The 25,647-nt window shown below is 61.9% G+C and carries 27 protein-coding genes; 16 read left to right on the forward strand and 11 right to left on the reverse strand.

Features of this window, described 5'->3' with window-relative positions; translation table 11 throughout:
- The first annotated feature begins 71 nt into the window (after positions 1 to 71).
- From benC to ACT3UA_RS12440, 5 genes are all read left to right on the forward strand, one after another.
- Complete coding sequence (benC, locus tag ACT3UA_RS12420) at positions 72 to 1,619, forward strand: benzoate 1,2-dioxygenase electron transfer component BenC (RefSeq protein ID WP_255248421.1); 1,548 nt, start codon at positions 72 to 74, stop codon at positions 1,617 to 1,619.
- Positions 1,619 to 2,458: a 1,6-dihydroxycyclohexa-2,4-diene-1-carboxylate dehydrogenase gene (locus ACT3UA_RS12425; protein ID WP_255248420.1), complete on the forward strand. Its 840-nt coding sequence runs from the start codon at positions 1,619 to 1,621 to the stop codon at positions 2,456 to 2,458. The genes benC and ACT3UA_RS12425 overlap by 1 nt, the downstream gene beginning before the upstream one ends.
- Before the next feature lie 190 nt (positions 2,459 to 2,648).
- The gene (locus ACT3UA_RS12430; RefSeq protein WP_255248419.1) at positions 2,649 to 4,016 is read left to right on the forward strand and encodes an MFS transporter; all 1,368 of its coding nucleotides are present in this window, start codon (positions 2,649 to 2,651) and stop codon (positions 4,014 to 4,016) included.
- A gap of 51 nt (positions 4,017 to 4,067) precedes the next feature.
- The gene (locus tag ACT3UA_RS12435) at positions 4,068 to 6,749 is read left to right on the forward strand and encodes a LuxR C-terminal-related transcriptional regulator (protein ID WP_444616723.1); all 2,682 of its coding nucleotides are present in this window, start codon (positions 4,068 to 4,070) and stop codon (positions 6,747 to 6,749) included.
- A gap of 44 nt (positions 6,750 to 6,793) precedes the next feature.
- Positions 6,794 to 7,405, forward strand: a complete 612-nt coding sequence (locus ACT3UA_RS12440; RefSeq protein WP_096286043.1) for a GrpB family protein — start codon at positions 6,794 to 6,796, stop codon at positions 7,403 to 7,405.
- A 115-nt stretch (positions 7,406 to 7,520) separates the two neighbouring features.
- Here the strand turns inward: ACT3UA_RS12440 and ACT3UA_RS12445 are convergent, their stop codons facing one another.
- The 6 genes from ACT3UA_RS12445 to ACT3UA_RS12470 all read right to left on the reverse strand — a co-directional run bounded on the left by ACT3UA_RS12445 (position 7,521) and on the right by ACT3UA_RS12470 (position 12,626).
- Complete coding sequence (locus ACT3UA_RS12445; RefSeq protein WP_176484160.1) at positions 7,521 to 7,673, reverse strand: hypothetical protein; 153 nt, start codon at positions 7,671 to 7,673, stop codon at positions 7,521 to 7,523.
- Positions 7,674 to 7,836: 163 nt separating this feature from the next.
- Positions 7,837 to 8,694, reverse strand: a complete 858-nt coding sequence (catA, locus tag ACT3UA_RS12450) for a catechol 1,2-dioxygenase (RefSeq protein ID WP_096285856.1) — start codon at positions 8,692 to 8,694, stop codon at positions 7,837 to 7,839.
- A gap of 194 nt (positions 8,695 to 8,888) precedes the next feature.
- On the reverse strand, positions 8,889 to 9,167 hold the full coding sequence (locus ACT3UA_RS12455; RefSeq protein WP_096285854.1) for a muconolactone Delta-isomerase family protein: 279 nt from the start codon (positions 9,165 to 9,167) through the stop codon (positions 8,889 to 8,891).
- Positions 9,168 to 9,197: 30 nt separating this feature from the next.
- A complete protein-coding gene (locus ACT3UA_RS12460; protein WP_096285852.1) occupies positions 9,198 to 10,298 on the reverse strand; it encodes an enolase C-terminal domain-like protein in 1,101 nt (366 codons plus the stop codon).
- Positions 10,295 to 11,188: a LysR substrate-binding domain-containing protein gene (locus tag ACT3UA_RS12465; protein ID WP_096285850.1), complete on the reverse strand. Its 894-nt coding sequence runs from the start codon at positions 11,186 to 11,188 to the stop codon at positions 10,295 to 10,297. The genes ACT3UA_RS12460 and ACT3UA_RS12465 overlap by 4 nt, the downstream gene beginning before the upstream one ends.
- A gap of 181 nt (positions 11,189 to 11,369) precedes the next feature.
- A complete protein-coding gene (locus ACT3UA_RS12470; RefSeq protein WP_176484159.1) occupies positions 11,370 to 12,626 on the reverse strand; it encodes a DUF445 domain-containing protein in 1,257 nt (418 codons plus the stop codon).
- Between the two features lie 75 nt (positions 12,627 to 12,701).
- Between ACT3UA_RS12470 and ACT3UA_RS12475 the strand changes: the two genes are divergently transcribed.
- From ACT3UA_RS12475 to ACT3UA_RS12490, 4 genes are read left to right on the forward strand one after another with little or no spacing between them, the layout of a single operon-like run.
- Positions 12,702 to 13,571 (forward strand): glycerophosphodiester phosphodiesterase, encoded by an 870-nt coding sequence (locus ACT3UA_RS12475; protein ID WP_444616727.1) that lies wholly within the window; start codon positions 12,702 to 12,704, stop codon positions 13,569 to 13,571.
- Positions 13,568 to 14,257, forward strand: coding sequence for a hypothetical protein (locus tag ACT3UA_RS12480; protein WP_444616729.1), 690 nt, complete (start codon positions 13,568 to 13,570; stop codon positions 14,255 to 14,257). The genes ACT3UA_RS12475 and ACT3UA_RS12480 overlap by 4 nt, the downstream gene beginning before the upstream one ends.
- The gene (locus ACT3UA_RS12485; protein ID WP_255248418.1) at positions 14,238 to 14,969 is read left to right on the forward strand and encodes an AzlC family ABC transporter permease; all 732 of its coding nucleotides are present in this window, start codon (positions 14,238 to 14,240) and stop codon (positions 14,967 to 14,969) included. The genes ACT3UA_RS12480 and ACT3UA_RS12485 overlap by 20 nt, the downstream gene beginning before the upstream one ends.
- Positions 14,966 to 15,283 (forward strand): AzlD domain-containing protein, encoded by a 318-nt coding sequence (locus ACT3UA_RS12490; RefSeq protein WP_096285839.1) that lies wholly within the window; start codon positions 14,966 to 14,968, stop codon positions 15,281 to 15,283. Before ACT3UA_RS12485 ends, ACT3UA_RS12490 begins: the two co-directional genes overlap by 4 nt.
- 48 nt (positions 15,284 to 15,331) lie before the next feature.
- Here the strand turns inward: ACT3UA_RS12490 and ACT3UA_RS12495 are convergent, their stop codons facing one another.
- Positions 15,332 to 15,781, reverse strand: a complete 450-nt coding sequence (locus tag ACT3UA_RS12495) for a MepB family protein (RefSeq protein ID WP_096285837.1) — start codon at positions 15,779 to 15,781, stop codon at positions 15,332 to 15,334.
- Between the two features lie 90 nt (positions 15,782 to 15,871).
- Here ACT3UA_RS12495 and ACT3UA_RS12500 point away from each other — a divergent pair, with 90 nt between their 5' ends.
- Both ACT3UA_RS12500 and ACT3UA_RS12505 read left to right on the forward strand, forming a co-directional pair.
- Entirely contained in the window at positions 15,872 to 16,180 is a 309-nt protein-coding gene (locus ACT3UA_RS12500) for a thiamine-binding protein (protein ID WP_096285835.1), read from the forward strand.
- Between the two features lie 4 nt (positions 16,181 to 16,184).
- The gene (locus ACT3UA_RS12505) at positions 16,185 to 16,874 is read left to right on the forward strand and encodes an O-methyltransferase (protein WP_444616732.1); all 690 of its coding nucleotides are present in this window, start codon (positions 16,185 to 16,187) and stop codon (positions 16,872 to 16,874) included.
- Here the strand turns inward: ACT3UA_RS12505 and ACT3UA_RS12510 are convergent.
- Positions 16,871 to 17,248: a hypothetical protein gene (locus ACT3UA_RS12510; protein ID WP_444616734.1), complete on the reverse strand. Its 378-nt coding sequence runs from the start codon at positions 17,246 to 17,248 to the stop codon at positions 16,871 to 16,873. The genes ACT3UA_RS12505 and ACT3UA_RS12510 overlap by 4 nt on opposite strands.
- Positions 17,249 to 17,455: 207 nt before the next feature.
- Between ACT3UA_RS12510 and ACT3UA_RS12515 the strand changes: the two genes are divergently transcribed.
- A complete protein-coding gene (locus tag ACT3UA_RS12515) occupies positions 17,456 to 17,905 on the forward strand; it encodes a GNAT family N-acetyltransferase (RefSeq protein ID WP_444616736.1) in 450 nt (149 codons plus the stop codon).
- Positions 17,898 to 18,722: a spermidine synthase gene (locus ACT3UA_RS12520; RefSeq protein ID WP_255248417.1), complete on the forward strand. Its 825-nt coding sequence runs from the start codon at positions 17,898 to 17,900 to the stop codon at positions 18,720 to 18,722. The genes ACT3UA_RS12515 and ACT3UA_RS12520 overlap by 8 nt, the downstream gene beginning before the upstream one ends.
- Here ACT3UA_RS12520 and ACT3UA_RS12525 read toward each other — a convergent pair.
- Positions 18,715 to 19,155: a DUF2087 domain-containing protein gene (locus ACT3UA_RS12525; RefSeq protein WP_444616738.1), complete on the reverse strand. Its 441-nt coding sequence runs from the start codon at positions 19,153 to 19,155 to the stop codon at positions 18,715 to 18,717. The genes ACT3UA_RS12520 and ACT3UA_RS12525 overlap by 8 nt on opposite strands.
- A gap of 467 nt (positions 19,156 to 19,622) precedes the next feature.
- Here ACT3UA_RS12525 and ACT3UA_RS12530 point away from each other — a divergent pair, with 467 nt between their 5' ends.
- On the forward strand, positions 19,623 to 19,829 hold the full coding sequence (locus ACT3UA_RS12530; protein WP_255248415.1) for a hypothetical protein: 207 nt from the start codon (positions 19,623 to 19,625) through the stop codon (positions 19,827 to 19,829).
- A gap of 178 nt (positions 19,830 to 20,007) precedes the next feature.
- On the opposite strand, the gene ACT3UA_RS12535 is transcribed toward ACT3UA_RS12530, so the two are convergent.
- Positions 20,008 to 21,456: an NCS2 family permease gene (locus tag ACT3UA_RS12535; RefSeq protein ID WP_096285825.1), complete on the reverse strand. Its 1,449-nt coding sequence runs from the start codon at positions 21,454 to 21,456 to the stop codon at positions 20,008 to 20,010.
- A gap of 170 nt (positions 21,457 to 21,626) precedes the next feature.
- Here ACT3UA_RS12535 and ACT3UA_RS12540 point away from each other — a divergent pair, with 170 nt between their 5' ends.
- Entirely contained in the window at positions 21,627 to 22,595 is a 969-nt protein-coding gene (locus tag ACT3UA_RS12540) for a universal stress protein (protein ID WP_444616741.1), read from the forward strand.
- 155 nt (positions 22,596 to 22,750) lie between these two features.
- Here the strand turns inward: ACT3UA_RS12540 and ACT3UA_RS12545 are convergent, their stop codons facing one another.
- A complete protein-coding gene (locus ACT3UA_RS12545; RefSeq protein WP_444616743.1) occupies positions 22,751 to 24,505 on the reverse strand; it encodes an NlpC/P60 family protein in 1,755 nt (584 codons plus the stop codon).
- Between the two features lie 767 nt (positions 24,506 to 25,272).
- Here ACT3UA_RS12545 and ACT3UA_RS12550 point away from each other — a divergent pair.
- Positions 25,273 to 25,398, forward strand: coding sequence for a hypothetical protein (locus tag ACT3UA_RS12550; RefSeq protein WP_444616745.1), 126 nt, complete (start codon positions 25,273 to 25,275; stop codon positions 25,396 to 25,398).
- Positions 25,399 to 25,647: the final 249 nt, after the last annotated feature.

A 25,647-nucleotide genomic window follows, 5' to 3' on the forward strand; every position in this document is an offset into this window, starting at 1 on the left:
CGCTGCGCCGGGAGCCAGCCCGGCACAGCGCGGCAAAGAACTTACTGCTGCCCCACCAGCACAATTTTGAAATGAGCACCCTTATGACTTACCAGGTCGCCTTAGCTTTTGAGGACGGGATCACCCGCTTCATCAAAGTAGGCCCCCGCGAAACCGTCGCCGACGCCTCCTACAAGGCCCGGATCAACATCCCACTTGACTGCCGCGACGGCGCCTGCGGCACCTGCAAGTCCTTCTGCGAATCGGGCAAATTCGACGGCGGCGACTACATCGAGGAAGCGCTGACCGACGACGAGGCCGAAAAGGGATTCTGCCTGCCCTGCCAGATGGTCCCCGAATCCGACCTCGTGCTGCAGATCCCCACCACCTCGGATGTGGCCAAGACCGCCGCGACCGTCTTCGAGTCGACGCTGACCGAGATCCGCCGCATCTCCGAGACCACCTACGCCTTCAGCCTGGAGGTTGATAACCGCGAAGAGCTGTCCTTCCTGCCCGGCCAGTACGTGAACATTGAGGTTCCCGGCTCCGGCGGCCAGACCCGCTCGTACTCCTTCAGCTCGGGCCCCGAGGTCCAGACCATCTCCTTCCTGATCCGCATCACCGACGGCGGATTGATGTCCACCTACATGCGCGATACCGCGCAGGTCGGGGACCGGATCACCTTCACCGGCCCGATGGGCAGCTTCTTCCTGCGCGAACCCAAGCGCCAGTCCCTGCTGCTGGCCGGCGGCACCGGCCTGGCCCCGCTGCTGTCCATCCTGGAGAAGCTGGTCGGCATGGAAAACCCGCACCCGGTCCACCTGATCTACGGCGTGAACACCGATACCGATCTGGTCGAGCTGGACGTGCTCGAATCCTACACCCAGCGCATCGCGGGCTTCAGCTTCGATGCCGTGGTCGGCGACCCGGCCAGCGCCGCGGAAAAGAAGGGCTACGTCACCAACCACTTCGAGCCGCAGCACCTGGCCGAGGGCGACGTGGACATCTACCTCTGCGGTCCGCCACCGATGGTTGAGGGCGTGCGCCGCCACCTGGAAGGCGAAGGCATCAAGCCGCAGAACTTCTACTTCGAGAAGTTCGCCCTGGCCGTCGTGCCGGAGGCCGCACCGGCAGCGGAAGCCGCGGCGCCGGTGGCCGAACCCACCCAGGCACCGGCAGCCGGCTACGAAATCGGCGAGGAGCACGCAACCTTCGGCGCCCAGTTCGATGCCCGCATGGCCCTTGAACTGGCCATTGTGGAACTGACCATGGGCAAGTTGACCGACGGCCAGCTGGGCGAATTCAAGGTCCTCGCAGAGCTTGCGGGCAAGACCTTGGACGGCGAAAAGTTTGTCAACGCCGCCGAATTCACCGTCACCAACGACGCCTTCCACGAGTTCCTGTTCACCTGCGTCGGCAACGAACACCTGCTCCAGGCCTACACCCGCCTGGAGGTTCCGGCGCTCATGGCAAAGGTGCTGCGCCAGGAGCACTGGATCGACGGCGCGGTGGACGCCGACCACTTCGCCATCGTCGCGGCCTTCGAGCAGCAGGACATCGCGGCGGCCCGTGCGGCGATCATCTCGCACAACGAGCACGCCAAGGCCACCATGGCCGCGGCCTCGCAGGAACAAAGCTAGTGAGCGCGGACAACGCCCCGGCCAACGAGACCGCAGCCGCCGGATACCCCGAGTCCTTCCACCCCGGACGCTTCGCCGGCCAGGTCGTCATGGTCACCGGCGCAGCCCAGGGCATCGGCTGGTCCGTGGCCCGGCGCATCGCCGCCGAGGGCGGGGAACTGGTTCTGGTTGACCGCGCCGGGTTGATCCACGACGTCGCCGAGGGCTTGCGCGCCCACGGCGCGCACGCGCTGAGCGTGACCGCAGACCTCGAAACCTACGAGGGGGCGCTGGCGGCAGTGACCGCGGCAATGGATGAATTCGGCCGGATCGATGTGCTCATCAACAACGTCGGCGGGACCATCTGGGCCAAGCCCTACGAGCACTACGCGCCGGAAGAAATCAGCAAGGAAATCCAGCGTTCGCTCTTCCCGACCCTGTGGATGTGCCGCGCGGCCTTCGAGGAGATGGCCAAGGCCGGCTCCGGCACCATCGTGAACGTGTCCTCGGTGGCCACCCGCGGGGTGAACCGGGTGCCTTATGCGGCGGCGAAGGGCGGAGTCAAGGCGATCACCTCGGCGCTGGCCATGGAAGGGGTCGCCCACGGAATCCGTGTGGTGGCTACCGCCCCGGGCGGCACCGAAGCCCCTGAGCGGGTAGTCAAGCGCGGCCCGGCGCCCACCGGCGAACAGGAAAAAGCCTGGTATCAGGCCATCGTGGAGCAGACCGTCGACTCGACGCTGTTCAAGCGCTACGGCACCCTGGACGAACAGTCCGCGCCGATCGTGTTCCTGGCCTCTGCGGAAGCCTCCTACATCACCGGCGCCACCCTCGCGGTGGCCGGCGGAGATCTCGGCTAGCCAACGCCCCAGAACCCAGTGAGCGCTTGCAGGCGGCGGGATCCCCGCCGCCTGTGTGCCCTCCAAAACCCGCCGCCCGACGATCTTTCGGGCCACGGTTCCCACGCCGCGCCCTCGCGCCGCGGTATTTCCCAGTGCCTTGATACCCGCACGATGACGTGCGCCCGGGCCAATGAAAATGGAGCAACTCGTGAAAACTTCCGAAGCAAGCAGCAACAGAAAACAGCAAAGCACGGTCCGCTGGGTCGTGGCCATCGCCACCCTGGCGCTGATCTTCGACGGATACGACCTGGTCGTCTACGGAACCATCGTTCCGCTGCTGCTGGGCGATCCGACGCAGCTCGGAGAAGTCACCCCGACCACCGCCGGCGCGCTGGGCAGCTGGGCGCTGGCCGGCATGATGGTCGGCGCGCTGGTTGCCGGCGCCATCGGCGACTACCTGGGCCGGCGCAAGATCATGATCACCGGAATTATCTGGTTCTCCGTGGCCATGGGTCTGACCGCCCTGACCAATGACGTCACTTCCTTCGGCGCCCTGCGTTTCGCCACCGGAATCGGGGTGGGCGCACTGGTTGCCACCGCCGGTGCGGTGGTCGCCGAGTTCGCCCCCAAGGGCAAGCGCAATTTCTACAACGCGATCGTCTACTCTGGTGTTCCCATCGGCGGCGTGCTCGCCTCCCTGCTGGCCATCATCCTACTCGACGCCATCGGCTGGCGCGGCCTGTTCCTGATCGGCGCGACCCCGCTGCTCTTCCTGCTCCCAATGGCGCTGGTCAAGCTCCCGGAATCCCCCGAATGGCTGATGGCCCGCGGCCGCACCGCGGAAGCAGAACGCGTCTCGATCCGCACCGGTGTCCCGATCCACGTACTGGAACCCGTTGCCGGCAGCACCGAAGCCGCACCGGCAGAGACCAAGATCGGGTTCCGTGCGCTGGCCTCCAAGAAGTACGCGTTCCCGACCCTGCTGCTCGGATTCATGAGCTTCACCGGCCTGATGCTGACCTACGGGCTGAACACCTGGCTGCCGCAGATTATGTCGCAGTTCGGCTACGGCAAGGACTTCGCGCTCACCTTCCTGCTGGTCTTCAACGCCGGCGCGATCTTCGGCGGGCTGATCGCCTCCGTTGGCGCCGACCGGTTCGGCGTGAAGCGCACCGTATGCACCACCTTCTTCCTTGCCGCGGTGGCCATGGTGCTGCTGACCATGCACCTGCCGCTGGGCATCCTGCTTGCGCTGGTTGCCGTGGCGGGCGTGGGAACCATCGGCACCCAGGTGCTGATCTACGGTTTCGTGTCCAATTACTACAACAGCGCCGCCCGCGGCGCCGGGGTGGCCTGGTGCGCCGGGTTCGGCCGTCTGGGCGGCATCTTCGGGCCGCTGTTCGGCGGGCTGCTGATGGCGGCCGGCGTTCAAAACCATGTCGCTTTCTATGTCTTCTCCGGGGTTGCTATCGTTGGTGCATTGATCACCCTCGGCGTTCCGTTGCGCAATTCCGAGATCACCGCCAAGCTGCGGCCCGCGCGGGTCGAGCTCGCAGCCGCGGACGCAGAGAAGTAGAGACGCAGCGAGAAACTACGCGGCAACGCTGAAAGGTCGGTGAACGCATAAATGAGCCAACAAGTTGCCCAGGATGCGCTCGCCGACCTTTTGCGCGAAGTGCAGCAGCAGCGCAGCGCCCTGGCCGTCCTGCAAGGACCGCAAGGAAGCGGCAAAAGCACCGTGATAAAGCAATTGCTGCGCCGTTCCAACATGGCGTCGGTCACCGTGGTTACCGCCTCGCGCTGGGAATCCAGGCGCCCTGGCGCGGCTCTGGGGCCACTGCTGGAACGCGGAAACCCCGGGCCAAGCGAAGAGCTCGGCCCGGCGTTGCTGGAATACCTGCGCGCGGATCCGGAGCAAACCCGGGTGCTGGTCATCGAAAATGCCCAATGGGCAGATGCCGCAAGCTTCGAGGCGGTACGCTACGCCTGGCGCCGGCTGCACACCGAACGCGTACTTATCGTCTTGGTTCTGCGAGACCAGGACATCGCGATGCTTCCCGCCGAAACACGTGAGTTCCTAGGCGACACCGATCTAGAGGTCCTGCACGTTGATGTGCCGACGGCTGCCCAGGCCCGTGAAATCGTCTCTACCAGGCTGGGAATCGAGCTGCCGTCCATGGCGGCCGAGCATCTGATGCGCTACACGCAAGGCAATCTGCATGCGGTGCTCGAACTGGCGCAGGAAAATCCGGAACATAGCTGGGAACAATGGGATCGCTGGCCGCCGGCGCCGCGCGCGTTGTCGCTGCATATCAAGCAGCTGCTCGACGAGTTGGAGCCGCGCGCCCGCGCGCTCGTCGAGGCGGCCGCGGTGCTTGGCCGCCAAGCTCGGATTGACCTCATTTCCAGGCTTGCCAAGGAAGATTCCCCGCTGGCCTGCATCCAGCAGATTGTTGATGCATCGCTGGCGCGCACCCAGGGGCATAGCGGAAAGGTGCGGCTGGGTTTTGACAGCGAGCTGACCCAGATGGCCGTCTATCATCAGATTCCGTTGAGCACCCGCATTCGCCTGCATGCGGCAGCTGCCGAGATTGCCGAAGACCGCGGGGTCGTACTGGGCCATCGAGCCGACGCGAGCCTCTTGCCAGATATCGGGCTTTCGCGCGAACTGGAGGGGTACGCGGTGGCCCAAGGGCAGCGCGGTGAATGGTCCTCGGCGGCAACCGCGTTCTTCCGTGCCATGCATCTGACACCTGAACCTGCGCAACGCGAGGCATTGCTGCTCAAGGCGGTAGACGCGGTGGTTGCCGCCGGAGAGATTCCACGGGCGCTGACCTTTTCCCACCAGCTGGCAAGCTTGGGAAGCAGCGCCGAACGCGACGTGCTTTCGGGGTACATCGCCATTCTCCAGGGCCGGGCGCAGACCGCTAACCGCTGGTTGACCAGCGCCTGGCAGAGCGCGGTACGCCTGCAGCTCAGCGACACGATGGCGGTCATTTCGCAACGCCGCGTGTTGCATTCCCTCTGCCAGCTCGAAGGCCAGAAAATTCTCGATTGGGCCGAACAGTCGCTGCGCCTCGCGCAGGCAGGCAGTCCGCAGGCCATCGAAAGCGCTGCCATCCAGGGCCTTGGCCTGGCCATGATGGGCCGCAGGGAGGAAGGCGAAAGGGTATTGCTTCAGTTGCTGGGCAAGCTTCCCACCGGCGCCCAGCGGCAACGCGCAGAGATGTCCCTCGGCTGGGTGTATTTGGCAAGCGGGCGGATCGAGCTGGCCCGCCACGAATTGGCGGCAGCCAGTTCCACCGACTTCAGCGAGGGTTCGCTGCGAATCTCGTTGTGGGCCAAGGCCTGGCTGGCACGGGCCGAATTCCTCGTGGGCGACTGGGATCAGGCGCTGGAGACGGTCCGTGGGGCGCAAGCAATCCAGGAGCGCTTCGGGATTCAGGTGCAGCGGCCGCTGATCCAGTACACGGCGGTGCAGATTCATGCGCTGCGGGGAAACACGGAACTTGTCGAGGTCCACTTGGCCAAATCGTGGGTGCGAGTGGGCAGCTACCAGGTGATGGAGGTGCCGTATCGCATGGCGCGGGCCGAAGCCGCGCGCGCCCAGGCCAATCACGAGGAAGTGCTGCTGGCCCTGGAACCCATCCTCCGCCTTGACCGCAGCCAGGGCATCGACGAACCAGGCTTCTGGACCTGGCAAGACATGTATGCCGAAGCGCTGATTCGCAGCGAGCGGCTGGAGGAAGCCGAAGAATTCATCGCCCCCTTGCTGGAGGCCGCGGAGAAGGCCGGGCACAACAACGGCATCGGAGCCTTCCTCGGGGTGCGCGGCATGCTGCTGGCGGCCTTGGGGGACATCGATGCGGCGCGAGAGGCCTTCGAGCGGGCGTTGCTTTGCTTCCAGGGCGTTGGCACCGCCTATCACCGGGCGCGGATCGATTTTGCCTACGGGCAGTGCCTGCGGCGCGCGGGAAAGCGGGCGGACTGCGTTGCCCCGCTAACCCGTGCGCTGTCGATCTTCACGCACCTGGACGCCACCGTCTACGTTGAACGCTGCACCCGCGAACTGCAGGCGAGCGGCATTGGCATGGCGCGCCGCGAAGCGATGGACTGGTCAACGCTGACCGCTCAGGAACAGGCGGTCGCCAAGCTCGTCTGCGAGGGCGCAAGCAACCGCCGAGTGGCCGAGGAGCTGTTTGTCAGCACCAAGACGGTGCAGTATCACCTGACAAAAATCTACGCGAAGCTTGCGGTATCCACCCGGACCGAACTTGCCGCGCTGACTCGCGAGGGTTTTGAGCACTAGGTTGCGCGTCGCAAGGCCCGGTGGCCATCGGCGAGAATGGTTTCATGCCAAAGCTCATCGACATCGTCACTTTCCACGAACCGCCTGTTCCTGAAGGGCAATCGCCGTACCTTCCGGGGGCCGGCCCATCGCCAGAGGTTGAGCTAGCCGATTGGAACGATGCCTGGCCGCAACAGTTCCAGCTGCTTGCCGAACGGGTCCGGGAGGCCCTTGGCTGGCGGGCCTTGGCTATCGAACATGTTGGTTCGACCTCGGTCCGCGGGCTCCCGGCCAAGCCCATTATCGACATCGACCTGATTGTCGCCGACCCAGACGATGAGCGTGCGTATGTTCCCGCGCTTGAACGGGCGGGTTTCGAGCTGAGGGTGCGCGAACCTTGGTGGTTTGGGCATCGGTTCCTGCGCCATCTCGACCCGGCCTGCAATCTCCACGTTTTCGGTTTTGACAGTCCCGAGACGATCAAGCATCGGCTCTTCCGTGAGTGGCTCCGTGCGAATCCAGGCGATCGGGAACTCTACGCCAATGCCAAGCGAAAAGCCTCAGAGCTGTCACGCGATGCCGGCGAGCACTCCATGCAGTACAACGCACGCAAGGAAGCGGTTATCAGAGAGATCTACCAACGGGCTTTTACCGCCATGGGACTCCTCGAGGCTTAGCCCGGGCAATACATCGCTGCTGCCGGGCACCGGGTGCGGATGTGCGGAAGGCCCCGGACAGCGTCTTTGCTGTCGGGGGCCTTGCGCATGCGTCCGCGCTGCAGCGGACGGAAGTCTAGGCGGCTAGTGTTGAGCCGCCGTGTTCGGCCTCGGGCATCCAGCCGGTCCAAGCCCAGTGGTTCTGAGGTTCCCGAGTGCCGGTAGCGGGCCACGCAACGGTTCCGGACTGGAATGCTACGGCAGGGTTGATCAGTGTTGAGGCAATCATGATGTTCTCCCTTGAGATCGGTTGCTGCTGGGGTGGATTCGAAGGCGTGCGGTCTTCTGCCTGGGCATTGGCCAGGGCGGCAAGCGCAACGTTCGTTGTACGACAACGGCGGGGTGCCCAGCAGTGTTGCCGGGAGCCCCGCCGTGAGGAGGTGCGCTAGGACCTACTTGACTGGGTCAAGCACGAAATCGTAGGTGACCTGCTTGCCGTCGCCGGACTGCGCTGGCTGCAAGTCGAGCATCAATTCTGGCTTCACCGCGGTGGCGATGTCATCATCGTTGTGCGCGTCGCCCGGGAAGTACAGCTGCGCGGTGAGCAGCTCGTGGCCCTCGGCCGAGACCTTCAGGTGCAGGTGGGCCGGGCGCCATGCGTGCCAGCCGGCGGCGGCGATCAGCTGGCCGCAGGCACCGTCGGTAGGGATCTGGTACGGAGCTGGCTGCATCGTGTTGATCTGGAAGTTGCCTTCCGCATCGGCGATGAAGGTGCCGCGCAGGTTCCACTCCGGGATGCCGGGAGCGAACTGCGAGTAGAAGCCTTCTTCATCTGCGTGCCACAGCTCGATCTTCGCGTTCTTCAGCGCGCTGCCGTCGGTGGAACGGACCTGGCCCTGGAAGAGCAGGTTGGTGCCCTTTTCGTCTTCGCGCATCGCGATGGTGGCGGGGGAATCCTGCTCCGGAGCATTTGGCACGTAGTAAGGGCCCTCGATGGAACCCTTGTTGCCTTCGCGGTGGTCGGTAGCGACCTCTTCCACCGAGTGCTCCAGCCATACGTCCATGAACAGCGGCCATTCGCCATCGTCGCCGACCTTGATCAGCCAAGCCTTGAGGGCGTTGAACTCGTCGTAGCTCACGCGCTCTTCGAGGATGATGTCGTTTGCGGCCTTGACTAGCTTGCTCGCCAAGAGGTTCACGCGCTCAACGGACGTCTCTATCGCGGCAAGCTTGCCGGAGCTGCGGAAGCTGTCGGTAGCGGCATTTCCCGACTTGGCTGCTGTTGCCTCTGCTGGAGTTTCGGCGGTCATGATGACTCCCTTGTCTTTGTGTGGTGTGGCTGCTGGAGATTCATATTGTGACCCCCATCATCCTGTGCGATTGATATTCAATGTAGTGCAGGGTCTATATCGTGTAAAATACTTATTTCCCGCACACTGAGACTGTTTGCCTATCAATACTTGTGGGCTGGCGTACGAGCCGGTGGTTGGCTCTTAAAAAGCCGCTAGCTCAGTGAATTCGGGTGCTTCGCCAGGGGAGTTACCTTGATTTTCATGTGCGCGTACATCGGGAAGCCGCTGAGGATCTGGTGAAGCTCGTCATTTGACTCGACGTTGAATAGCGAGTGGTTCGCGTACTCTCCGACGATGCGCCACAGGCCCTGCATCTTGCCGCTTTGCTGCAGCTGTGCCGAATAGGCCTTCTCGCGGACCTGGAAGTCGGTGACCTCTTCGGCCGTGAGGTATGCGGGGAAAGTTACGTCCATACGTGCAAGGAACAACATGGGTTCTCCTAAAGTTGGGGTGGGCTACTGCTAGTCCTGGCGGTAGTGCGCCAGCTTGGTTTCGTCGATGGCGGCACCGACTCCTGGAACGTTGCGCACCGAAATGCGGCCATCGGTGATAACCAGTGGATCGGCAAGCAGGTCATCGGTCATGTCCAAGAAGTTTGACAGCTCGCCGGCCTTGCGGGTGGTTGCTTGGTGGGCGGCGCCGAAGGTGACGGTGGCCAGCGAACCGACCTGGGTATCGATCTGGTTGCCCATGGTGACATCCACGCCCAACCCGGTGCACAGGCCCAGGATTTCGGTGGCTTCGGTGAAACCCGAGCGGGCGGTCTTGATGCAGATCGCGTTGGCACCGCCGGAAAGCAGTTCGCGCGAGACATCACCGGCGGTTGGCACGGATTCATCGGCGACAATCGGGATCGGGGAGTGCTCGACGAGGCGGCGCCGGCTCATGGCTTCCTTGGCGTCGCAAGGTTCTTCGAGCATCGTCAGCCCGAGGCCTTCGGTCTGACGCAGGACTTCCATGGCCTCGTTGGCGGTCCAGCCGCGGTTGGCATCGAGGTAGATTTCGACGTTTTCGCCCAAGCCCTCGCGCAAAACCCGGCAAGCCTCGATATCCAGCGCCAAGGGGCGCCGTCCCACCTTGAGCTTGAAGGTGGTGATTCCGTACTCTTCGCCGAAGCGCAGCGCTTCGTCGAGCAAATCCTGGGCCGGGCGGAAACCAAGCATGTGCGAGACCCGCATCGAATCGGTGAAGCCGCCCAGGAGCTTGTGCACCGGGGTATTGGCAGCCTGGCCGATAGCGTCCCAGATGGCGATGTCCAGCGCACCCTTGGCCACCTGATTGTGGATGGTGCGCTCCATGATCTGGCGGATCTTTTCCCGGTCGAAGATGTCCAGGCCGATCACCTGGGGGCCAAAGATGTCTTGCACGATGGTGCGGATCGAGGTCTGGGTTTCGCCGTAGGTATACGGGCGGGGCGGTGCGTCGGCGGTGCCGATGATCCCCTCGTCGGTGTGCACGCGAACCAGCACGTGGTCCGCGGTATGCACCTCGCCGCTGGCGAAACGCAAGGGGTGGGTATAGGGGATTGCGTAGGGAATCGCTTCGATGCGCGCAATTTTCATTCGGAATTTCCTTCCACGGAGGTCAAGGTGGTGCAGAGTTTCAAGAAGTTCTGGACCAGGGGAGCCTGGTTGCCGGCCTTCCACGCCACCGCAAGATCCACTGCCGGTGCGTTGCGCAGCGGCCGGAAGACGATCCGCTCGCTGTGCGGCAGGTAATTGGAGGTCGGGACCATGCCAATGCCCAGGCCCGCCGCGATGAAGGTGAGCAAGGTTGAGGTTTCGCGGGCCACCTGCGCGGTGCGCGGGATGAACCCGGCATTGCGGCAGGTCTCAACGAAAATGGTGTTGACCGCCGACGCGGTGGGGTAGCAGATGAAGTCCTCGGTGCGCAGTTCGGCGATATCGATTTCCCCGTGCGAAGCCAGCCGGTGCCCGGCCGGCAGAGCGACGGCGAGCAAGTCCTTCTCCAACAGGGAGTATTCAACCTCCTCGTTGTGCACCGGTGGGCGCAGGATCGCGATATCGAGCCGGCCTTCGGCGAGGGCTTCTTCCATTTCCGGGGTGAGCATTTCCCCCTGGACGTTCAGCTGCAGCCCTGGCATATGCTCGCTGGTCGCTGCAATGACCTGCGGCATGATGCGGTAGGTGGCGCTGCCGGTGGAGCCCAAGCGCAAAACGCCGCTGGCCCCGGCGCCCACGGTGCGCACGTCACGAGCCAGCTGCTGGTGCTCTTCGAGCAGCGCCCGGGCGCGGGTGAGCAGCAGCTCTCCGGCGGGGGTGAGGTCCACCTTGCGGGTGGTGCGGATGAAAAGCTGGGTCCCCAGTTGCTCTTCGAGCTGCTTGATCTGCTGCGAGAGCGGGGGCTGGGCCATATGCAGCCGTTCGGCAGCGCGGCCGAAGTGGCGTTCTTCGGCAACTGCGACGAAGTAGCGTAAAAGTCTGGTTTCCATGGATGCTCCGATCGTCGATCCGCGCTGAAGGCTGTAGCGACGTTCATGGCAACTCTAGCCAGCCGGTTCGATAGTGAGAAATACTTATTCGACAGTTATTGAGACTGCTTGAATACTAATCTCTTGTCGGCCTCGATGGAAAGATGCATCAACGGGTGTGACGAACGGAAGAATTGGCAGGTCAGCTCGAAAAAGCCAAAATCAGCTCCCCGGCAGAGAAAATGACCACGCCGGCCAGCGCGCCAATCACGGTTCCATTGATTCGGATGAACTGCAGATCCCGGCCCACCTGCAGCTCGAGTTTCTCGCTGGCCTCGGCCGGATCCCAGGCCTGGACCGTGTCGCTGACCAATCCGGCCAGCGTCGCACCGTGCCGTGCGACGAGCGAGGCAACGCCATCGATGGCGCGGTCCTCCAAATTTCCACGCAATTGCGTGTCGCTTTGCAGGCGCTCGCCGAAGGTGGCGATTGCCGCACGGAGTGCGCTGCGCAAGGGGGACGCCGGGTCCTGCAGGGAATCGATCAGCCCGGTCTTCAGCGAAGCCCAGCCGCGCATTGCCAGCTCACGCAGCTGTTGATCGCCGAGCAGCGAGTGCTTGAACCCTTCAACCTTGTTGATGGTTTCGGGATCGTGCTGCATTGCCACGGTGAATTCCGCCAACCAGCCGGTGAGCGCCAGCCGCAGCGGATGGCGCTTAGTTCCGGCCACCGCAAAAAGCAATCCACGCAGTTCCTGGTGGACCTTTTGCGCCAGCATCTCGTCGACCAAACGCGGAACCCATGAGGGGGAGCGCCCGGAAACTACCTCGAGGAAAACCTCCGGATGGTCCGCCACCCAGGAACCTGCCCGCTCCGCAAGCAATTCGACCGCGGCCTCATGGTGCCCATCATCTATGAGTTTCTGGCCGAGCGTGCCTAAGGTCGTGGACCATTCGGGAGCGACCATGTAATCGGTGGCCAGCACCTGCAGCACCGTCAGCACCTGCTCATCGTCCAGGGAATTCAAAGCACCGGTAGCCATGGCGGAAACCTGTGCCGCCGTGGCCTGCGCCCCCGGGTCGCTGGAGAGGTAGCGGCCCGCGCGCAGGCCCAGATCCGCTTGGCGCAATTTGGCTGAGATGACATCCGGAGTGAGGAAATTCTGCTGAACGAAGTCGCCTAGCGAGGCGCCCAGCTCGGTCTTCTTCCGTTGAATCAGATTGGTATGCGGGATCTTCAGTCCGAAGGGGTGCCGGAAGAGCGCGGTCACCGCAAACCAGTCGGCGACGGCGCCCACCATGCCGCCCTCAGCGGCCGCCTTCAGGTAGCTAAGCCCGGGGACAAGCTCCTGGAACAGCACGCTGATGATGAACAGGGCACACATCAGCAGGAAGAGCAGGGTAGCTACACGCTTCATCCCTCGGAGGTCCTGGGCGCGCTGATCGAGAAGTTCTGGCATGCGCCCCACTTTACCCAGTGCGCGGCACGGCATTAATCACGTGCGCCACAGGGGCAAACCAGTAGCGTAGGGGTTATGGACACGCTCTTCTACGCTCATCGCGGCAGTTCGCACAGATATGCCGAAAATACCCGTGCCGCTTATCTGCAGGCGATGGATGAGGGGGCGGACGGCATCGAATGCGATGTGCATCTGAGCCGGGATGGTGTTGTGGTCTGCCACCACGATCCGACCGTGGACCGCACCTCGGATAGCACCGGAGAGGTGGCCGGATACACGCTTGACGAACTGCGATCCATGGACTTTTCCTCCTACATGCCGGTAGCGGTTCCCGCGGAGTATGGGGCGGAAAATGAACAGCTGCTGAGCCTTGGCGAACTCCTTGAGCTCATCGACGAACGCGGCCTCGGCATCGGGCTGGCCGTAGAGCTCAAGCATCCGAGCCCCTTTGGCCACCTGCTGGAGGAGGAAACGCTGAAGGTGCTTGCCGGCTTCGGGTTCGACCCGCAAACTGGCAAAGCCGGTCGGAGGGGGCAGATCCAGGTGACGCTGATGAGCTTCGAGCCGGACTGCCTCCGCTTCCTCTCGCGTACGGTCAATCGTGCACAGCTTTGCCAGCTGATGACCGAGATCGATCCGCAATACGTCACCGAGCTGATGGCCGGCGGGCAGACCGGACGCGCGGCGCTCTATGAGGTCATGCGCCGTTCGGTGGCCGAGGGCATCGAACTCATCGATGCCGGTGGCGCCGGTATCATTGGCCCTGGCAACGCCTGGGTCCGAGCCAACGAGCCGCTGGTGCGCAGGTGGCTGGAGCGTGGATTGACCGCCCGGATCTGGACGGTTGACCGCCCCGCCGACGCGCAGTACCTGATCAACTTAGGCGTCACCCAAATTACCAGCAACCGCCCGGCAGAACTCCGGCAGGAACTAGAGCAATCATGAGCACCGAAACAACCACTACGCAATATCAGCTGTATCTTCACGATTCCTACGTCTTCACCGCCCAAGCCACGGTCATCGGCTCGGGCAGCGACGAGACGGGGAACTGGATTGCGCTGAGCCCGAACATCTTCCACCCGCGCGGCGGCGGGCAGCAGGAGGACCGGGGCACGGTCAACGGCGTTGCGGTCGATGTGGGCCGCTCGGCAAGCGGAACGGTGATTCTCTACGGCGCAGGAGACCATGCCGTCGGGGAAACAGTCACTTCGAGCATTGACGCCGAAACCCGACGCAGCAATGCGGCCTTGCACACCGCGGGGCATATTCTTGGTTTTGCGGGGGAAGAGCGCGGTTGGGAACACCGCGGCCACTCGCATTTCCAGGGACAGTCACGCCTGGATTTTGACCCCTCCAGCGTGGACTTGCCGCTGGGCGACGAAGCCGAGCGGGCAGCGGCGGAAGCCTGGCTGCAGCAGCGGGTGGATGAGCTGATTTCCCAGGGTGGCGAAATCAGCACCCTGATCGATGAGCAGGGCCACCGTACGGTTAGCATCGCCGGAGTGAACAGCGAACCGTGCGGTGGAACCCATGTGCAACACGTGGAGCAGCTGGACGAGGTAAAAATTGGCCAAGCCCGGGTCAAACGCGGTGTCTACAAGATTCGCTACGATGCCCGCCACACCGTCTAGCTGGCTGACCCCGGCCACGAAGATGGGCCTGTCCATCGCGCTTGCGACAGGCCTCTACGGGATTTCCTTTGGCGCTCTGGCCATCGCCGCGGGGCTGAACCTTTGGCAGACGGTGGCGTTGAGCGCCCTGATGTTCACCGGCGGGTCGCAGTTCGCCTTCATCGGGGTGATCTCCGGCGGCGGGGCCGCCTCGGCGGCTTTCTCTGCGGCGACACTGCTCGGAGTGCGCAATGCGGTGTACGGGATGCAGCTCAAGCAGACCCTGCGCCCCGGGGCGCGCATGGTTCCGCTGATGGCTCAGGTCACCATCGACGAGTCCACCGCAACAAGCCTTGGACAGGCGAGCCAAAGCGAGCGGCACCGTGGTTTCTGGACCGCCGGGCTCGGCGTGTATGCGCTCTGGAACCTGTTTACGCTCGTTGGCGCCCTACTCGGCGAACGGATGGGGGACCCGGCCGCGTGGGGACTCGACGGAGCCGCGGTCGCGGCGTTCCTCGGACTATTGTGGCCGCGGCTGAAATCCGCCCAGCCGATTATCGTCGCCTTCGCCGCGGCCGTGGTCACCGCGTTTGCCGTGCCGCTGACGGTTCCCGGCGTGCCAATTTTGATCACCGCCGGCTGCGCGGTGGCGTTTGCGGTGCTCACCGGGCGCCGCGCCGAACCGGCGACCGAACACGGAGACCTGCAGCAAGTAGATCGGGAGAAGCCATGAGCGAATTGAGTTGGTGGCTGCTCGGCGCCTGCGCGGCGGCCTTCGCGCTGAAGATCTGCGGCTATTTTGTGCCGCGAAAAGTACTTGATTCTCCGTTGATGAGCCATGTGGCAGCAACCCTCACCGTTGCCCTGCTGGCCTCGCTGGTCACCATGAACGCGGTGACCAGCGGGCAGGAACTTGTCATTGACGCGCGTATCGGTGCGCTGGCAGCGGCAACGATCGCGCTGGTCTTCAAAGCCCCATACCTCGTGGTGGTGCTCGTTGGCGCCTTGGCTGCGGTCGCGCTGCGTGCCACCGGACTGGCTGCCTAAGCGGGTCGGCAGGCGCTCGCCGGCAGCGGCGGCCCGCGGCCGGGATGCCTAGCTAAGTACGCTAAAGGCCGCAGCTTGGGCTCGCTGCGTGCGTCGCGCCTGCGGATTCAACTCGGCGCACCAGCTGGGGTAAACCCGAAATCCGCGTTTGCCGGGCTTCGCTTCCGAGCTGGTGATACCAAGATTGCGCAACTGTTCGGCGGTGAACCGGAAGACTCCGAAATGCTCGGCGTCTTGCACAAAAACCAGAAGTCCTGAAATCTGCTCGTCCGCGCTAAAAGGTTCGGTACGCCCGTCGGCGTTTCGAGTCCAGCAAGCGAGGAACGCTCCGGGTTTGGCATCGGTGATGCGGGCCGTTCGGATCCGCCACCGCTGGCCGCCGAAAGAGACCAGCCCGGACTCGTAATCGCTGTTTTGCTCTTCTGCCCGAACCAGGAGTGGATCCGCGTCCGGTGCTAGGCCAAGTGCGGTGTATCGAGAGAAGGCGCTGAAATCCATAATGCTCATTTTAGGCGTGTGCCGGCATCCCGACGCGGATAGCCGCAGCAACGTCGTGACAAGCTCTAGCGTCGGTGGGAGAGTAGAGATATGATCGTAGCTTTTTCAGTTGCCCCAAGTACCGACAACGCCGATGCCTCGGTTCATGGCGCCGTAGCCGAAGCGGTGCGCATTGTGCGCGCTTCCGGGCTTCCGAACCGCACCAGCTCGATGTTCACCGAAATCGAGGGCGAATGGGACGAAGTCATGGCTGTCGTCAAGGATGCCACCATGGCCGTAAGCAAGTATGGTTCCCGAGTTTCGCTGGTGCTCAAGGCAGATATTCGCCCGGGATATACGGGTGAATTGGACGGAAAGGTCCGGCGCCTGGAGCAGGCGATCGAGTCCAGCGAGGAGTAATGAGATGATCCGCCATTCTGCAGAACGCGAGAGCGCGGAGGTCGACACCTATCTCAATGAGGTGCTGGGGCTCGAAATCCCAGAACTTGAGGCCGGTAGAGAACACGCGCATGACGCAGGTTTGCCTCGAATCGAAGTCAGCACCGCTCAGGGCAAATTCCTGCAGCTGATGGCCGAGATAGTCGGTGCTCGGCGCGTGCTTGAGGTCGGCACGCTTGGCGGGTATTCAACGAGCTGGCTTGCCCGTGGGGTGGGTGAGCGCGGGCAGGTGATCTCCTGTGAATTTGAGCCCCTGCATGCTTCTATCGCCCGTGAGAATTTGCAACGTGCCGGTCTTTCGGAGCGGGTTGAGATCAAACTCGGTGCAGCCAAGGGATCGCTTGAGAATCTGATCGCCGCGGGCACCGAACCCTTTGAACTGATCTTCATCGACGCAGACAAGCGCAATAACGTGAGCTACTTGGAACTTGCCCTACAACTCTCGCGTCCCGGGACGGTGCTGATCCTCGATAACGTCATTCGCGGTGGAGCGGTGCTCGACGACGCGGCCGAGCACGGGGCAAACGAGGCGGATGTGCGGGGCGTGCAAGAAGGGCTCAGCTGGCTGCGCGATTCACCACGGGTCTCGGCAACCGCGCTGCAGACCATTGGGGCCAAGGGCTGGGACGGATTCGCCATTGCTCGGGTGATCTAGCCGGAGAGCGAGCTGGTGGAGTACTGGCTCGCCACCGAGGAAGCCGGAATCTTGAACGGCGGGAAACGCCGGACGAGCAAGTTTGTCGCAAAACCACCGAGCACCGCGACGATGGCTCCGAGCCATAATGCGTAACCTGTTTCGCGCAGCAGGCCCCCGATCGTTGGAGCAAGGATCATGGGAAGAATGTAGTACCAGTGCTTGGCGGTGGTTGGCCCCCAGATGCCTTCAAATTTGGCCAGCAGGCTGAAACTGACAATCAAAAGACGAGATCCGAAGCAGATGATCCAGAACGTCGGGGACAGGCAGACGACCAGCGTTAGGCCTGTCACGACGCCGCCGGTAAAGTTCGCGAACTTTTCGTTCCGATCCACCAGTGACCACCCTTTCGCTTCAGTCTTTTAAGTAACTATCTAGGCAGTTTTTCAAACTCCACGGCCACAAGCAATAGTCCTTAAGTAGGAGGGCAGTGGTGCTTAGCGACGCAGGGGGCCTCGCTGACGTACTGTATGTATGTGTCACTTTTGAACGAATATCGAATCCGACTAGCCCAAGAACATGATTTGCGGGCGGCTCTTGAAATGAAGTTGCTGGCCTGGCGCCAAGCCTATTCGGGCTTCCGCGACGAAGAGTTCTTCGCCTACCACGAAGCGCAGCTTGAGCAGCAGCTGGCCTGGTGGGAACGTGGGTTGGCCGGGGGAGCCCAATTCTGGATCGCTGAATCCGGCGACGGAAAGATCATTGGCTTGGCCGGTGGCACGCCAACCATTGAAGAAGATCAGGACACCGGGGTCGATATCGAACTAGGCGTGCTCTACGTGCTGGAAGAGTACTACGGCTGCGGACTCGGCGCCCATCTGATGGACACCGTGCTGGGCAAGCGTGAGGCTCTGGTCTGGGTGCTGGCGGGAAATCAGCGAGCCGTCGCTTTCTACAGCAAGCATGGATTCGCCCCGGATGGAACTTCCGAAGAGCTCGTTGGCTCTTGGGCCGGACTGCGCGAGGTTCGGATGGTGCGCCGACATGGCTAAGACCGACAGCAACGTCATGCTCGGAAGCTACGAGATCGATACCGGGTTGGCCGAGATCGAGCCGGACCCCTATGGGGCGAATCGCTTTATCCTCAAAGTCAATGGTGTTCCCTCTTCCCACGTAGACCTCGATGACCCAAGTTATCTGGACTTCGAATACATGCGCTGGATGGAACCGGTATTTACCTTCGGATTCCCCGCCGAACAATTCGACGGTCGTGCTCGCAAGCTGCGCGTGCTGCACCTTGGCGGGGGCGGTTGCTCGATGGCCCGCTGGGTGGCGGCTGCCTATGAGAATGCCCGTCAAGTCGTGGTGGAACTCGATGCGAAGCTCGCCGAGCTGGTGCGTACCCGTTTCGAAGTGCCTCGCGCCCCGCTGGTGCGATTGCGTGTGGGTGATGCCGGGCAGGTACTTCCCACGCTCAGCGATGACAGCCGCGACATCATCATTCGCGATGTGTTCGCCGGTAGTACAACCCCGCGCGAGCTGACCACCATCGGCTACGCCAAGCAGGCCCAACGCGTGCTGGACCAAGGAGGCGTCTACCTGCTGAACTGTGGCGACTCGGCCGATCTGGCAGGCGCCCGAGCCGAGGCAGCCACCTTGCTTTCGGTCTTTGCACACGTGGCAATGATTGCCGACCCGCCGATGCTCAAGGGGCGGCGGTACGGCAATATCGTTTTCCTGGCCAGCGATGAACCGTTGAGTCTCGGGGCAAGTTTCGAAAAGAATCTGCGTACCGCTCCGTTGCCGGCGCAACTGGTTTCAGGCTCCGCGGTGGCGCGCTTCGCCGCCGGAGCCGCGCCGATTATCTAGCCGGCAGGCGGTAGCGGCTTCCGTCGAGATCGCGGTGGACCAGCTCATGGTCCACCAGGTAGCGGCGTAGCAGCGCCACGTCCTCATGGATCACCCGCAACCGCTCGTTGAGCTGGTCCTCGCGCAGGGATTCTCCGGTGAAGAGCACGTGGTCGCGGATATGGAGCATGACTTCAAGGCGATCCGCCGGACGTGCGGGTAAGGCATTTAGCCGTGGGCCGGTGAAGTAGCGCATGACCCCGGCCCGCTGGGTGTTGGAGTCTGCCGCCGCGGCGAGGGTATCATCGAGCAGTTCATCGTTCAGCTGCCAGCGGCCATCATGAGCGGTGAGCAATCCAATCTTGGCCCAGCGCTGCAAGTCCTTGCTGGTCCGGGCCGAGTCGTTGAGCTGCTCCTGCGCACCGGCAAGGACCAGACCCAAAGCGGTTCGCATGCTCTGATTCTTCAACCCTGCGGCAATCTCAATCCATTTTTTACCTTGAGACATCCTCATCCTTTCGTCTGCGCCTAATTGCCTCAGCCCACATGCTACCCAACGGGTGCAGAGGCTTTGTTCTTTGGACTGCAGAGGAGTAAGGCCAGTACCCTCGGCCCATCGGTGCGGGAACAGGTGCCATGCATGGTCGACTCAGCTAAGGGGCGGTCATGATGACCTCTGCGTTTGACGTTTTCAGTTCACTCGACGGGTTTGCCGCCGCGACCGAACCCTGGGCAGGGTGCTGGGGCAAGCAAGGTCCCGAACTGCATCGAACACCGCAGTGGTCTGTGCGATCAGCCGACGCGCATGGTTTTCGGCGCCATCACCTACGCGATGATGTCCTCTAAGCTGGCGGATTGGGCAGACCCGGACGCGTGGGTTGCCAAAATGCCAGCCCAACCCAAAATCGTCATCTCCCCACGATGAACGCCGAAACCGACCTGAGCTGGAAAAACAGCACGCTTGAGTCCGCGGATGCCGTAGACGTGGCGCGCAGGTTGAAGAATGAATCCTCCATGCCGCTGCGCTCGCATGGCAGCCTGTCGATGAACCGGGCTGATGGATGCGGGACTGGTGGATTTTCTGCAGCTCACCCTCTACCCGGTGATTACCGGAATTACCGGACGTGAGCGCATCTTTGAGCGGTTTGGCGATTTTGATCGTTAACTGATTTCCGCGACGCTGCACGATGGGCGTACGCAGGAACTGATCTACGCACCACACTCGAGCCCGCGCTCGGTGGCTTTAAATAGCGTCGGCTCGGCATCGTATTTCTACGGTGCCGAGCCGGCGTTGCTTCTGCCTCGGTTACATTCCGATGAGATTCTCAATCAGGCCGATACCGAAGAACAGCACAAAGGCGGCCGCGACAACCCACATCAACGGGTGGATCTCCTTCGCGCGGCCCTGCGCGGCTCGGATGAACACGTAGGAGATGAAGCCAGCTCCGATGCCGTTGGCGATGGAAAAAGTGAAAGGCATCAAGGTGAAGGTCAGGAACGCGGGCAGGGCAATGCCCCAATCATTCCAGTCAATTTTAGAGACCTGCGAAACCATCATGAAGCCCACAACGACCAGAGCCGGTGCGACCGCTTCGAAAGGGACAAGGTGGATCAGCGGGGTCAGGAACATTGCCACGATGAGCATCAGACCAGTGACCACCGAAGCTAGACCGGTGCGTGCACCTTCGCCGATGCCGGCGCCGGACTCTACGAAGATCTGGGCCGATGAGCTGGAGGTGCCGCCGCCGACAATGGCGCCGGCCGCATCGACCAGAAGGACCTTGTCGACATTTGGGATATTTCCGTCTTTATCCAAGACGCCCGCTTCGGAGGCCAGGCCAACCATGGTGCCCATGGCGTCGAAGAAAATCGACAGCAGAATCACGAAGGCGAGCAATGCAGCCGCCGTGACGCCAAGCTTTTCAAATGATCCGAAGAGATTGACCTGACCGATGAGGCTCAAATCCGGCAGTGTCCAGCTTGGCAGCGAAGGAACCACCAAAGACCAGGTGCTCGTTTCCTTCTCGCCAATGTTGAACACGGCTTCGAAGATATTTGCCAAAGCCGCGGCTGCGACGATACCGATCAGGATAGCGCCCTTGACCTTGCGCACTACAAGGGCCATGGTCAGCAGCAATCCGACCACAAAGACCACGATTGGCCAGCCCATTAGCTTGCCGTCGAAACCCAGGCCTACCGGCACGGTGGTATTCGCAGCATCGGGGATACGCTGAACGAAGCCCGCGTTGACCAGACCGATCAGCGCGATGAACATGCCGATGCCGACCACGATTGCTGTCTTCAGACCCGCCGGAACGGCGCGGAACACGGCGGTTCTAAAGCCGGTGAGGACCAACAGGAACATGACGATACCTGCAACGACCACCAGCCCCATGACATCTGGCCAGGTAAGCTCCGGATTCGTCGCCACCGTAATCGCAACAAAGGCGTTTACGCCCAGCCCGGTGGCCATCGCGAATGGGTGGCGAGCCCAGATGCCCATCAGAATGGTCAGGATACCTGCAACGAATGCGGTGACGGCAGCTACGCGCTGGATTCCGAGTTCCCCGCCGGACGCGTCGGCGCCGGAAAGTACAAGCGGATTGAGCACAACGATGTAGCTCATCGCGAAGAAGGTGGCGATGCCGCCACGAACTTCGGTTGCAAAAGTTGAGCGGCGTTCCGAGATTTTGAAATATCGGTCAACACGCGCCGGGAAGGATGTCTCAGACACAGTTTTGGTGGTGGAGGGCATGGTAAAAATTCTATGACGTTTTGGGTATAGATACATACCGATCTCATAGCTGAGTAGGCTTAGCGTGAAATCATTAGACCCAACTCACACTGTGGGCGAAGATTGGAAGTACATTGGTTGTAAGAGGGGTCACACCCAATGCCATCACAGGTCAATGAGGAGCGAGTCTGATGAGTGACGAAGCACCAGTCGAAACTGAAAAAATCGAGGGTATTGTCGTCGGCGCTGACGGTTCCCAGCAGAGCAAGTGCGCCTTGCGCTGGGCGGAACGAGAAGCGGTGCGCCGTGGCAGTGTTCTGAATATCGTGTCCGCCTACACAATTCCCGTTTTTGCCGCATCGTCCATGGACGCCGGATACTCCACGCTGGATGACGATTTGATCCGTGGCGGAGCCGAGGACATCGTGCGCCAAGCACGCGCGGACCTAGAGGGCAGCCAGGCAACAATTCGCACCTACATCGAGTCAGGAGATCCTTCTGGGGTTCTGCTAGATCTGAGCGCGGATGCCGAGCTCGTCGTCGTCGGCACTCGTGGCCGTGGCGGCTTCGTAGGCAGGCTTCTGGGATCGGTTTCCTCGGCTTTGCCGGCGCACGCCAAGTGCCCCACTGTGGTGGTGCCATTGTCCATGGCCAAGGAGCAGGAGCAGGCCTTAGAGGAGGCGCCCGAGCGCCAGACGATTGTTGTTGGTGTGGATGGTTCGGAGCGCGCGCGCTCGGCGGTGCTCGCGGCGGCGGAAGCGGCGTTGGCCCGGGATCTGAAGCTCCGCGTGGTATGCGCGGTCTCGCCGGTTTCGGCGGCACTCGCATGGATGCCCGCCACGGTCGACCAGGAAGCGGTGCTGGAGGACGTTCGCTATCAAATGGATGTCGGGCGCCGCTGGATCAACTCGCACTTCCCAAATCTTGAGGTCGAGACCGACGTGATCTCCGGTCCGCCTGTGGAGGTGCTGATTCGCGAGTCCGAACATGCCGTCCTCACGGTAACCGGTTCACGCGGACGCGGTGGATTTGCCGGCATGCTGCTTGGCTCCACCAGCCAAGGGGTCTTGCACCACTCGAAGGGCCCGGTGATGGTAGTTCCGGACGGGGATGATCCACGGCTCGCTAGTCGAAAGGATTTCGATACCGGAGCCGAGTAGGCAGCTCAATATGGCCCGGGAGGAGATGTTCCTTCCGGGCCATATTTTTGAGTAGCGCCGAGAACGCTAGTCCTAAGCGCACTGCAGGACGCAGAAGAAAAATGCTCCGCAGCCAACTGGCTGTGGAGCATTTTTTCTCTCGAGGTCGCGCCTGCCTAGTAGCGGGCTGCCTTCGGATACATGTTGTTGACCCAGCTCAGCGGAGTCACCGTGATGCCGGCGTTCGGGTTGCGAGCGTGGACTACCTGGCCGTTACCAATGTAGATGGCCACGTGGTAGAACGAAGCTCCGCCATTCGAGCTGGAGAACACGAGGTCACCTGGGCGAAGCTGGCTCAGCGAGACATATTGCGGAGCGCTGGCGAACTGCTGGCTGGAAGTACGTGGCAAGCTGATCCCGGACTTGGCGAATGCAGTTTGCGAGAAGCTAGAGCAGTCGAAAACGTTTGGCCCGTTGCCGCCGAACACGTAGCGCTTGCTCGGGTCTTTCGCCGTCTGCAGGGCCCATGAGATCGCCGCAGAATAATTGCTGTTGTTACTCTGCTCCTGCTTCGGCTCTTCCTTCTTCACCTCTGGCTTTGGCGAAGGCTTAGGGGTTGCCTTTGGCTTTTCTGGTGCCTTCGGCTGGACCTTTTTAGGTTCTGGCTTAGGCTTCGGCTTTGGTTCCTCGATAACCTTCGGCTTTTCCGGTGCCTGGGGGAGAACCTTCGGCTTCTCGGTTTCCTTGGGGGTGGTCTTCGGCTTCTCGGGAGCCTTCGGAGTTGCCTTGGGCTTTTCGGGAGCCTTCGGGGTCTCAGTCTGCTTCGGCTTTTCCGGGGCCTTTGGCGCCTGGGTTTCCTTTGGCTTTTCCGGGGCCTTTGGCGCCTGGGTTTCCTTTGGCTTTTCTGGTGCCTTCGGAGCCTCGGTCTGCTTTGGCTTTTCCGGCGCCTTCGGCTCGTCCTTCTCGACTTCGATGACCTTCGGAGTCAGGGGCTTTGGCGTGGCTTCCTCAGAATCGATAAATTCGAGTTCCTGAGGAGCTTCGATAGCCAGTGGCTGCATGGTTGCCAAGTCATCTTTCGTGACTGGCTTCTCAGCCGCTGGAGCCTCAACGACTTCCTGGAGCGCCTTCTCCTGAGCTTGTTCTTCTGCTTCAGCGATCTGCTTGCGAACTACTTCCTCTTCCTGTTCCTTCAGGAATGCGAGGTGTCCAACGAGCTCGTCACGCAATTCTTTCTGCGGAGCAATCGCTGACTCGTAGGTGGTGAGCGTGGAGCTGGCCTTGGTCGCGGCCGCATCGTAGTTCTCAGCTGCGGCCTTAGCGGCCTTCTGCGCGGTGTCTGCGTACTCTTCCCAAGCTGATACCAGGGCTTCGGCCTCGGTAGCCGTGCTGACCGTTTGGGACCGGTTCTCACTCAAGGCGCTCATGGTGGCTGCCTTGTAGAAGAGATCGTTTGACTCGTCGTCCTGAAGCAAGATACCCAGGCTGGAGTTGCTTGCGCCATTGCGGTACATGTCCGAAGCAACCGCACCCAGGTCATTGCGGCTCTGTGCGAGATACTGCTGCGCGTACTCGACCTGTTCGACTGCCTTGTCGGCCTCCGCCGAACGCAGATCGCGTTCTTCTGCGGCGGTCAACAGGGACTCCTGGGCTTCCAGGGCCGCCGTTTCCACACGCTGGAGTTCTACGCGACTGGAATCGAGCGATGCTTCAAGGCGAGAGATCATCTCATTGGTTGCTGCCTTGTCTGACTTTGCCGACTCAACCTCTGTTGCCGATGGCAATGGGGAGTTCGACGGTGCTGCTGCAACAGAGACGGAGGTGGGAAACGCGGCCGACGGGGCGGCGGCTGCCGGGACGGCGCCAGCAAGGCAAGAGACTGCTAGGGCCAGGGTGCACGCGGCAACTCCGAGCGAGTGGCGGTTAGCCATATCGTTCCTCACTAGATTCAGGTGATGACAGGAGGGAAAAGATCGAATTGTGATTATCCGAGAACGGAAGGTCGCGTTTTGATTAAGATCCCAAATAGCACACTAGGCTAAAAATTAGGTAGTTGGCAACACTGGTCACACCAGTCACAGGAATTACATGAATGGCATTTGTTCCCCCAATTCAGGGATGATTTGGGGGAAATGCATCCAATTTGACGTGTTTTGAAAATATTCTTGGGAAATAAATGACTCAGGGCTAAATGTTCGAATGACGTTTGAATCGTGACCTTGTGGGCACTGGATGGCGACACGAGCATTTAATTGCGACGATGCGTTACACAATGCGCGCGGCAAGAAACGGTGAGCGGTTACGTTTCCTCCAGAAGTTTGGCAACTGCCGAGAGCGCTCCAAGAGCGAAGGAATTCGGCACACCGTTGTCGGTGATCGTCAGTTCGGCCCTTCTGAGGTCTGGGCACCGTCCGAAAAGCTGTGGATGAAGCAGCACGCGATGCACCAAAAAGCTCTGCGCTAACGTCCCCGGGCATCTTGCAGCCGCTGGCCTCGGTGCCTCGACCGTGCGCAATCCGTGCAAGGAACGCCCTCATGTGAATCCCGGACCGACGGCATCACCGACGAAGAATCCGAAGCCCCTGGCCACCAGCTGTTGCCAGCATTTCCTAGCAGGCGGTCCTGTCGAACGGTAGCAGGGGGCATCCGGGAACATGCGGCCATCCAGTTCTCAGAAACAGTTCCCGTCCGGGACCGTTTGAGCCGTCTCACCAAGGCCGCGGCGATCGGCGAGCAGAACGGCTCGCGTGCGACCTCGAATTTCCCGCCAACCCCGGAACAGTACTCGAACTGCTGGGGGATCCCCTCAGGCGGGGAACTGTGAATGACATTTCAGGGACCGAAAGCTCAACATGCGCCGTGAATAGCAAAACTAATGGAATGCGACTGATAGGTGCTCGGCGGTAGCCAACGGTGTGTCGACCAACAGGCCGGCGACCGACGCGAGAGAGCGTCACCATGAAGAACTTCGCCCGAACCGGCGTCCCGGCGCTCTTACCCGGCGCGGCAATTGATGTTGAGGTCACCGCACAGGTAGCTGCCGAAGCAAGTCTGACGCCGAGTCCCAGCTAGG

The organism is Glutamicibacter sp. 363 (assembly GCF_052379505.1).
Classification (GTDB): domain Bacteria; phylum Actinomycetota; class Actinomycetes; order Actinomycetales; family Micrococcaceae; genus Glutamicibacter.

Excerpts from the sequence above, each read along its gene's own strand:
- benC (WP_255248421.1), top strand. The coding sequence starts at position 72 with ATGAGCACCCTTATGACTTACCAGGTCGCCTTAGCTTTTGAGGACGGG.
- ACT3UA_RS12435 (WP_444616723.1), top strand. The coding sequence starts at position 4,068 with ATGAGCCAACAAGTTGCCCAGGATGCGCTCGCCGACCTTTTGCGCGAA.
- ACT3UA_RS12440 (WP_096286043.1), top strand. The coding sequence starts at position 6,794 with ATGCCAAAGCTCATCGACATCGTCACTTTCCACGAACCGCCTGTTCCT.
- ACT3UA_RS12445 (WP_176484160.1), bottom strand. The coding sequence starts at position 7,673 with ATGATTGCCTCAACACTGATCAACCCTGCCGTAGCATTCCAGTCCGGA.
- catA (WP_096285856.1), bottom strand. The coding sequence starts at position 8,694 with ATGACCGCCGAAACTCCAGCAGAGGCAACAGCAGCCAAGTCGGGAAAT.
- ACT3UA_RS12455 (WP_096285854.1), bottom strand. The coding sequence starts at position 9,167 with ATGTTGTTCCTTGCACGTATGGACGTAACTTTCCCCGCATACCTCACG.
- ACT3UA_RS12460 (WP_096285852.1), bottom strand. The coding sequence starts at position 10,298 with ATGAAAATTGCGCGCATCGAAGCGATTCCCTACGCAATCCCCTATACC.
- ACT3UA_RS12465 (WP_096285850.1), bottom strand. The coding sequence starts at position 11,188 with ATGGAAACCAGACTTTTACGCTACTTCGTCGCAGTTGCCGAAGAACGC.
- ACT3UA_RS12470 (WP_176484159.1), bottom strand. The coding sequence starts at position 12,626 with ATGCCAGAACTTCTCGATCAGCGCGCCCAGGACCTCCGAGGGATGAAG.
- ACT3UA_RS12475 (WP_444616727.1), top strand. The coding sequence starts at position 12,702 with ATGGACACGCTCTTCTACGCTCATCGCGGCAGTTCGCACAGATATGCC.
- ACT3UA_RS12480 (WP_444616729.1), top strand. The coding sequence starts at position 13,568 with ATGAGCACCGAAACAACCACTACGCAATATCAGCTGTATCTTCACGAT.
- ACT3UA_RS12485 (WP_255248418.1), top strand. The coding sequence starts at position 14,238 with ATGCCCGCCACACCGTCTAGCTGGCTGACCCCGGCCACGAAGATGGGC.
- ACT3UA_RS12490 (WP_096285839.1), top strand. The coding sequence starts at position 14,966 with ATGAGCGAATTGAGTTGGTGGCTGCTCGGCGCCTGCGCGGCGGCCTTC.
- ACT3UA_RS12495 (WP_096285837.1), bottom strand. The coding sequence starts at position 15,781 with ATGGATTTCAGCGCCTTCTCTCGATACACCGCACTTGGCCTAGCACCG.
- ACT3UA_RS12500 (WP_096285835.1), top strand. The coding sequence starts at position 15,872 with ATGATCGTAGCTTTTTCAGTTGCCCCAAGTACCGACAACGCCGATGCC.
- ACT3UA_RS12505 (WP_444616732.1), top strand. The coding sequence starts at position 16,185 with ATGATCCGCCATTCTGCAGAACGCGAGAGCGCGGAGGTCGACACCTAT.
- ACT3UA_RS12515 (WP_444616736.1), top strand. The coding sequence starts at position 17,456 with ATGAAGTTGCTGGCCTGGCGCCAAGCCTATTCGGGCTTCCGCGACGAA.
- ACT3UA_RS12520 (WP_255248417.1), top strand. The coding sequence starts at position 17,898 with ATGGCTAAGACCGACAGCAACGTCATGCTCGGAAGCTACGAGATCGAT.
- ACT3UA_RS12525 (WP_444616738.1), bottom strand. The coding sequence starts at position 19,155 with ATGCGAACCGCTTTGGGTCTGGTCCTTGCCGGTGCGCAGGAGCAGCTC.
- ACT3UA_RS12530 (WP_255248415.1), top strand. The coding sequence starts at position 19,623 with ATGAACGCCGAAACCGACCTGAGCTGGAAAAACAGCACGCTTGAGTCC.
- ACT3UA_RS12535 (WP_096285825.1), bottom strand. The coding sequence starts at position 21,456 with ATGCCCTCCACCACCAAAACTGTGTCTGAGACATCCTTCCCGGCGCGT.
- ACT3UA_RS12540 (WP_444616741.1), top strand. The coding sequence starts at position 21,627 with ATGAGTGACGAAGCACCAGTCGAAACTGAAAAAATCGAGGGTATTGTC.
- ACT3UA_RS12545 (WP_444616743.1), bottom strand. The coding sequence starts at position 24,505 with ATGGCTAACCGCCACTCGCTCGGAGTTGCCGCGTGCACCCTGGCCCTA.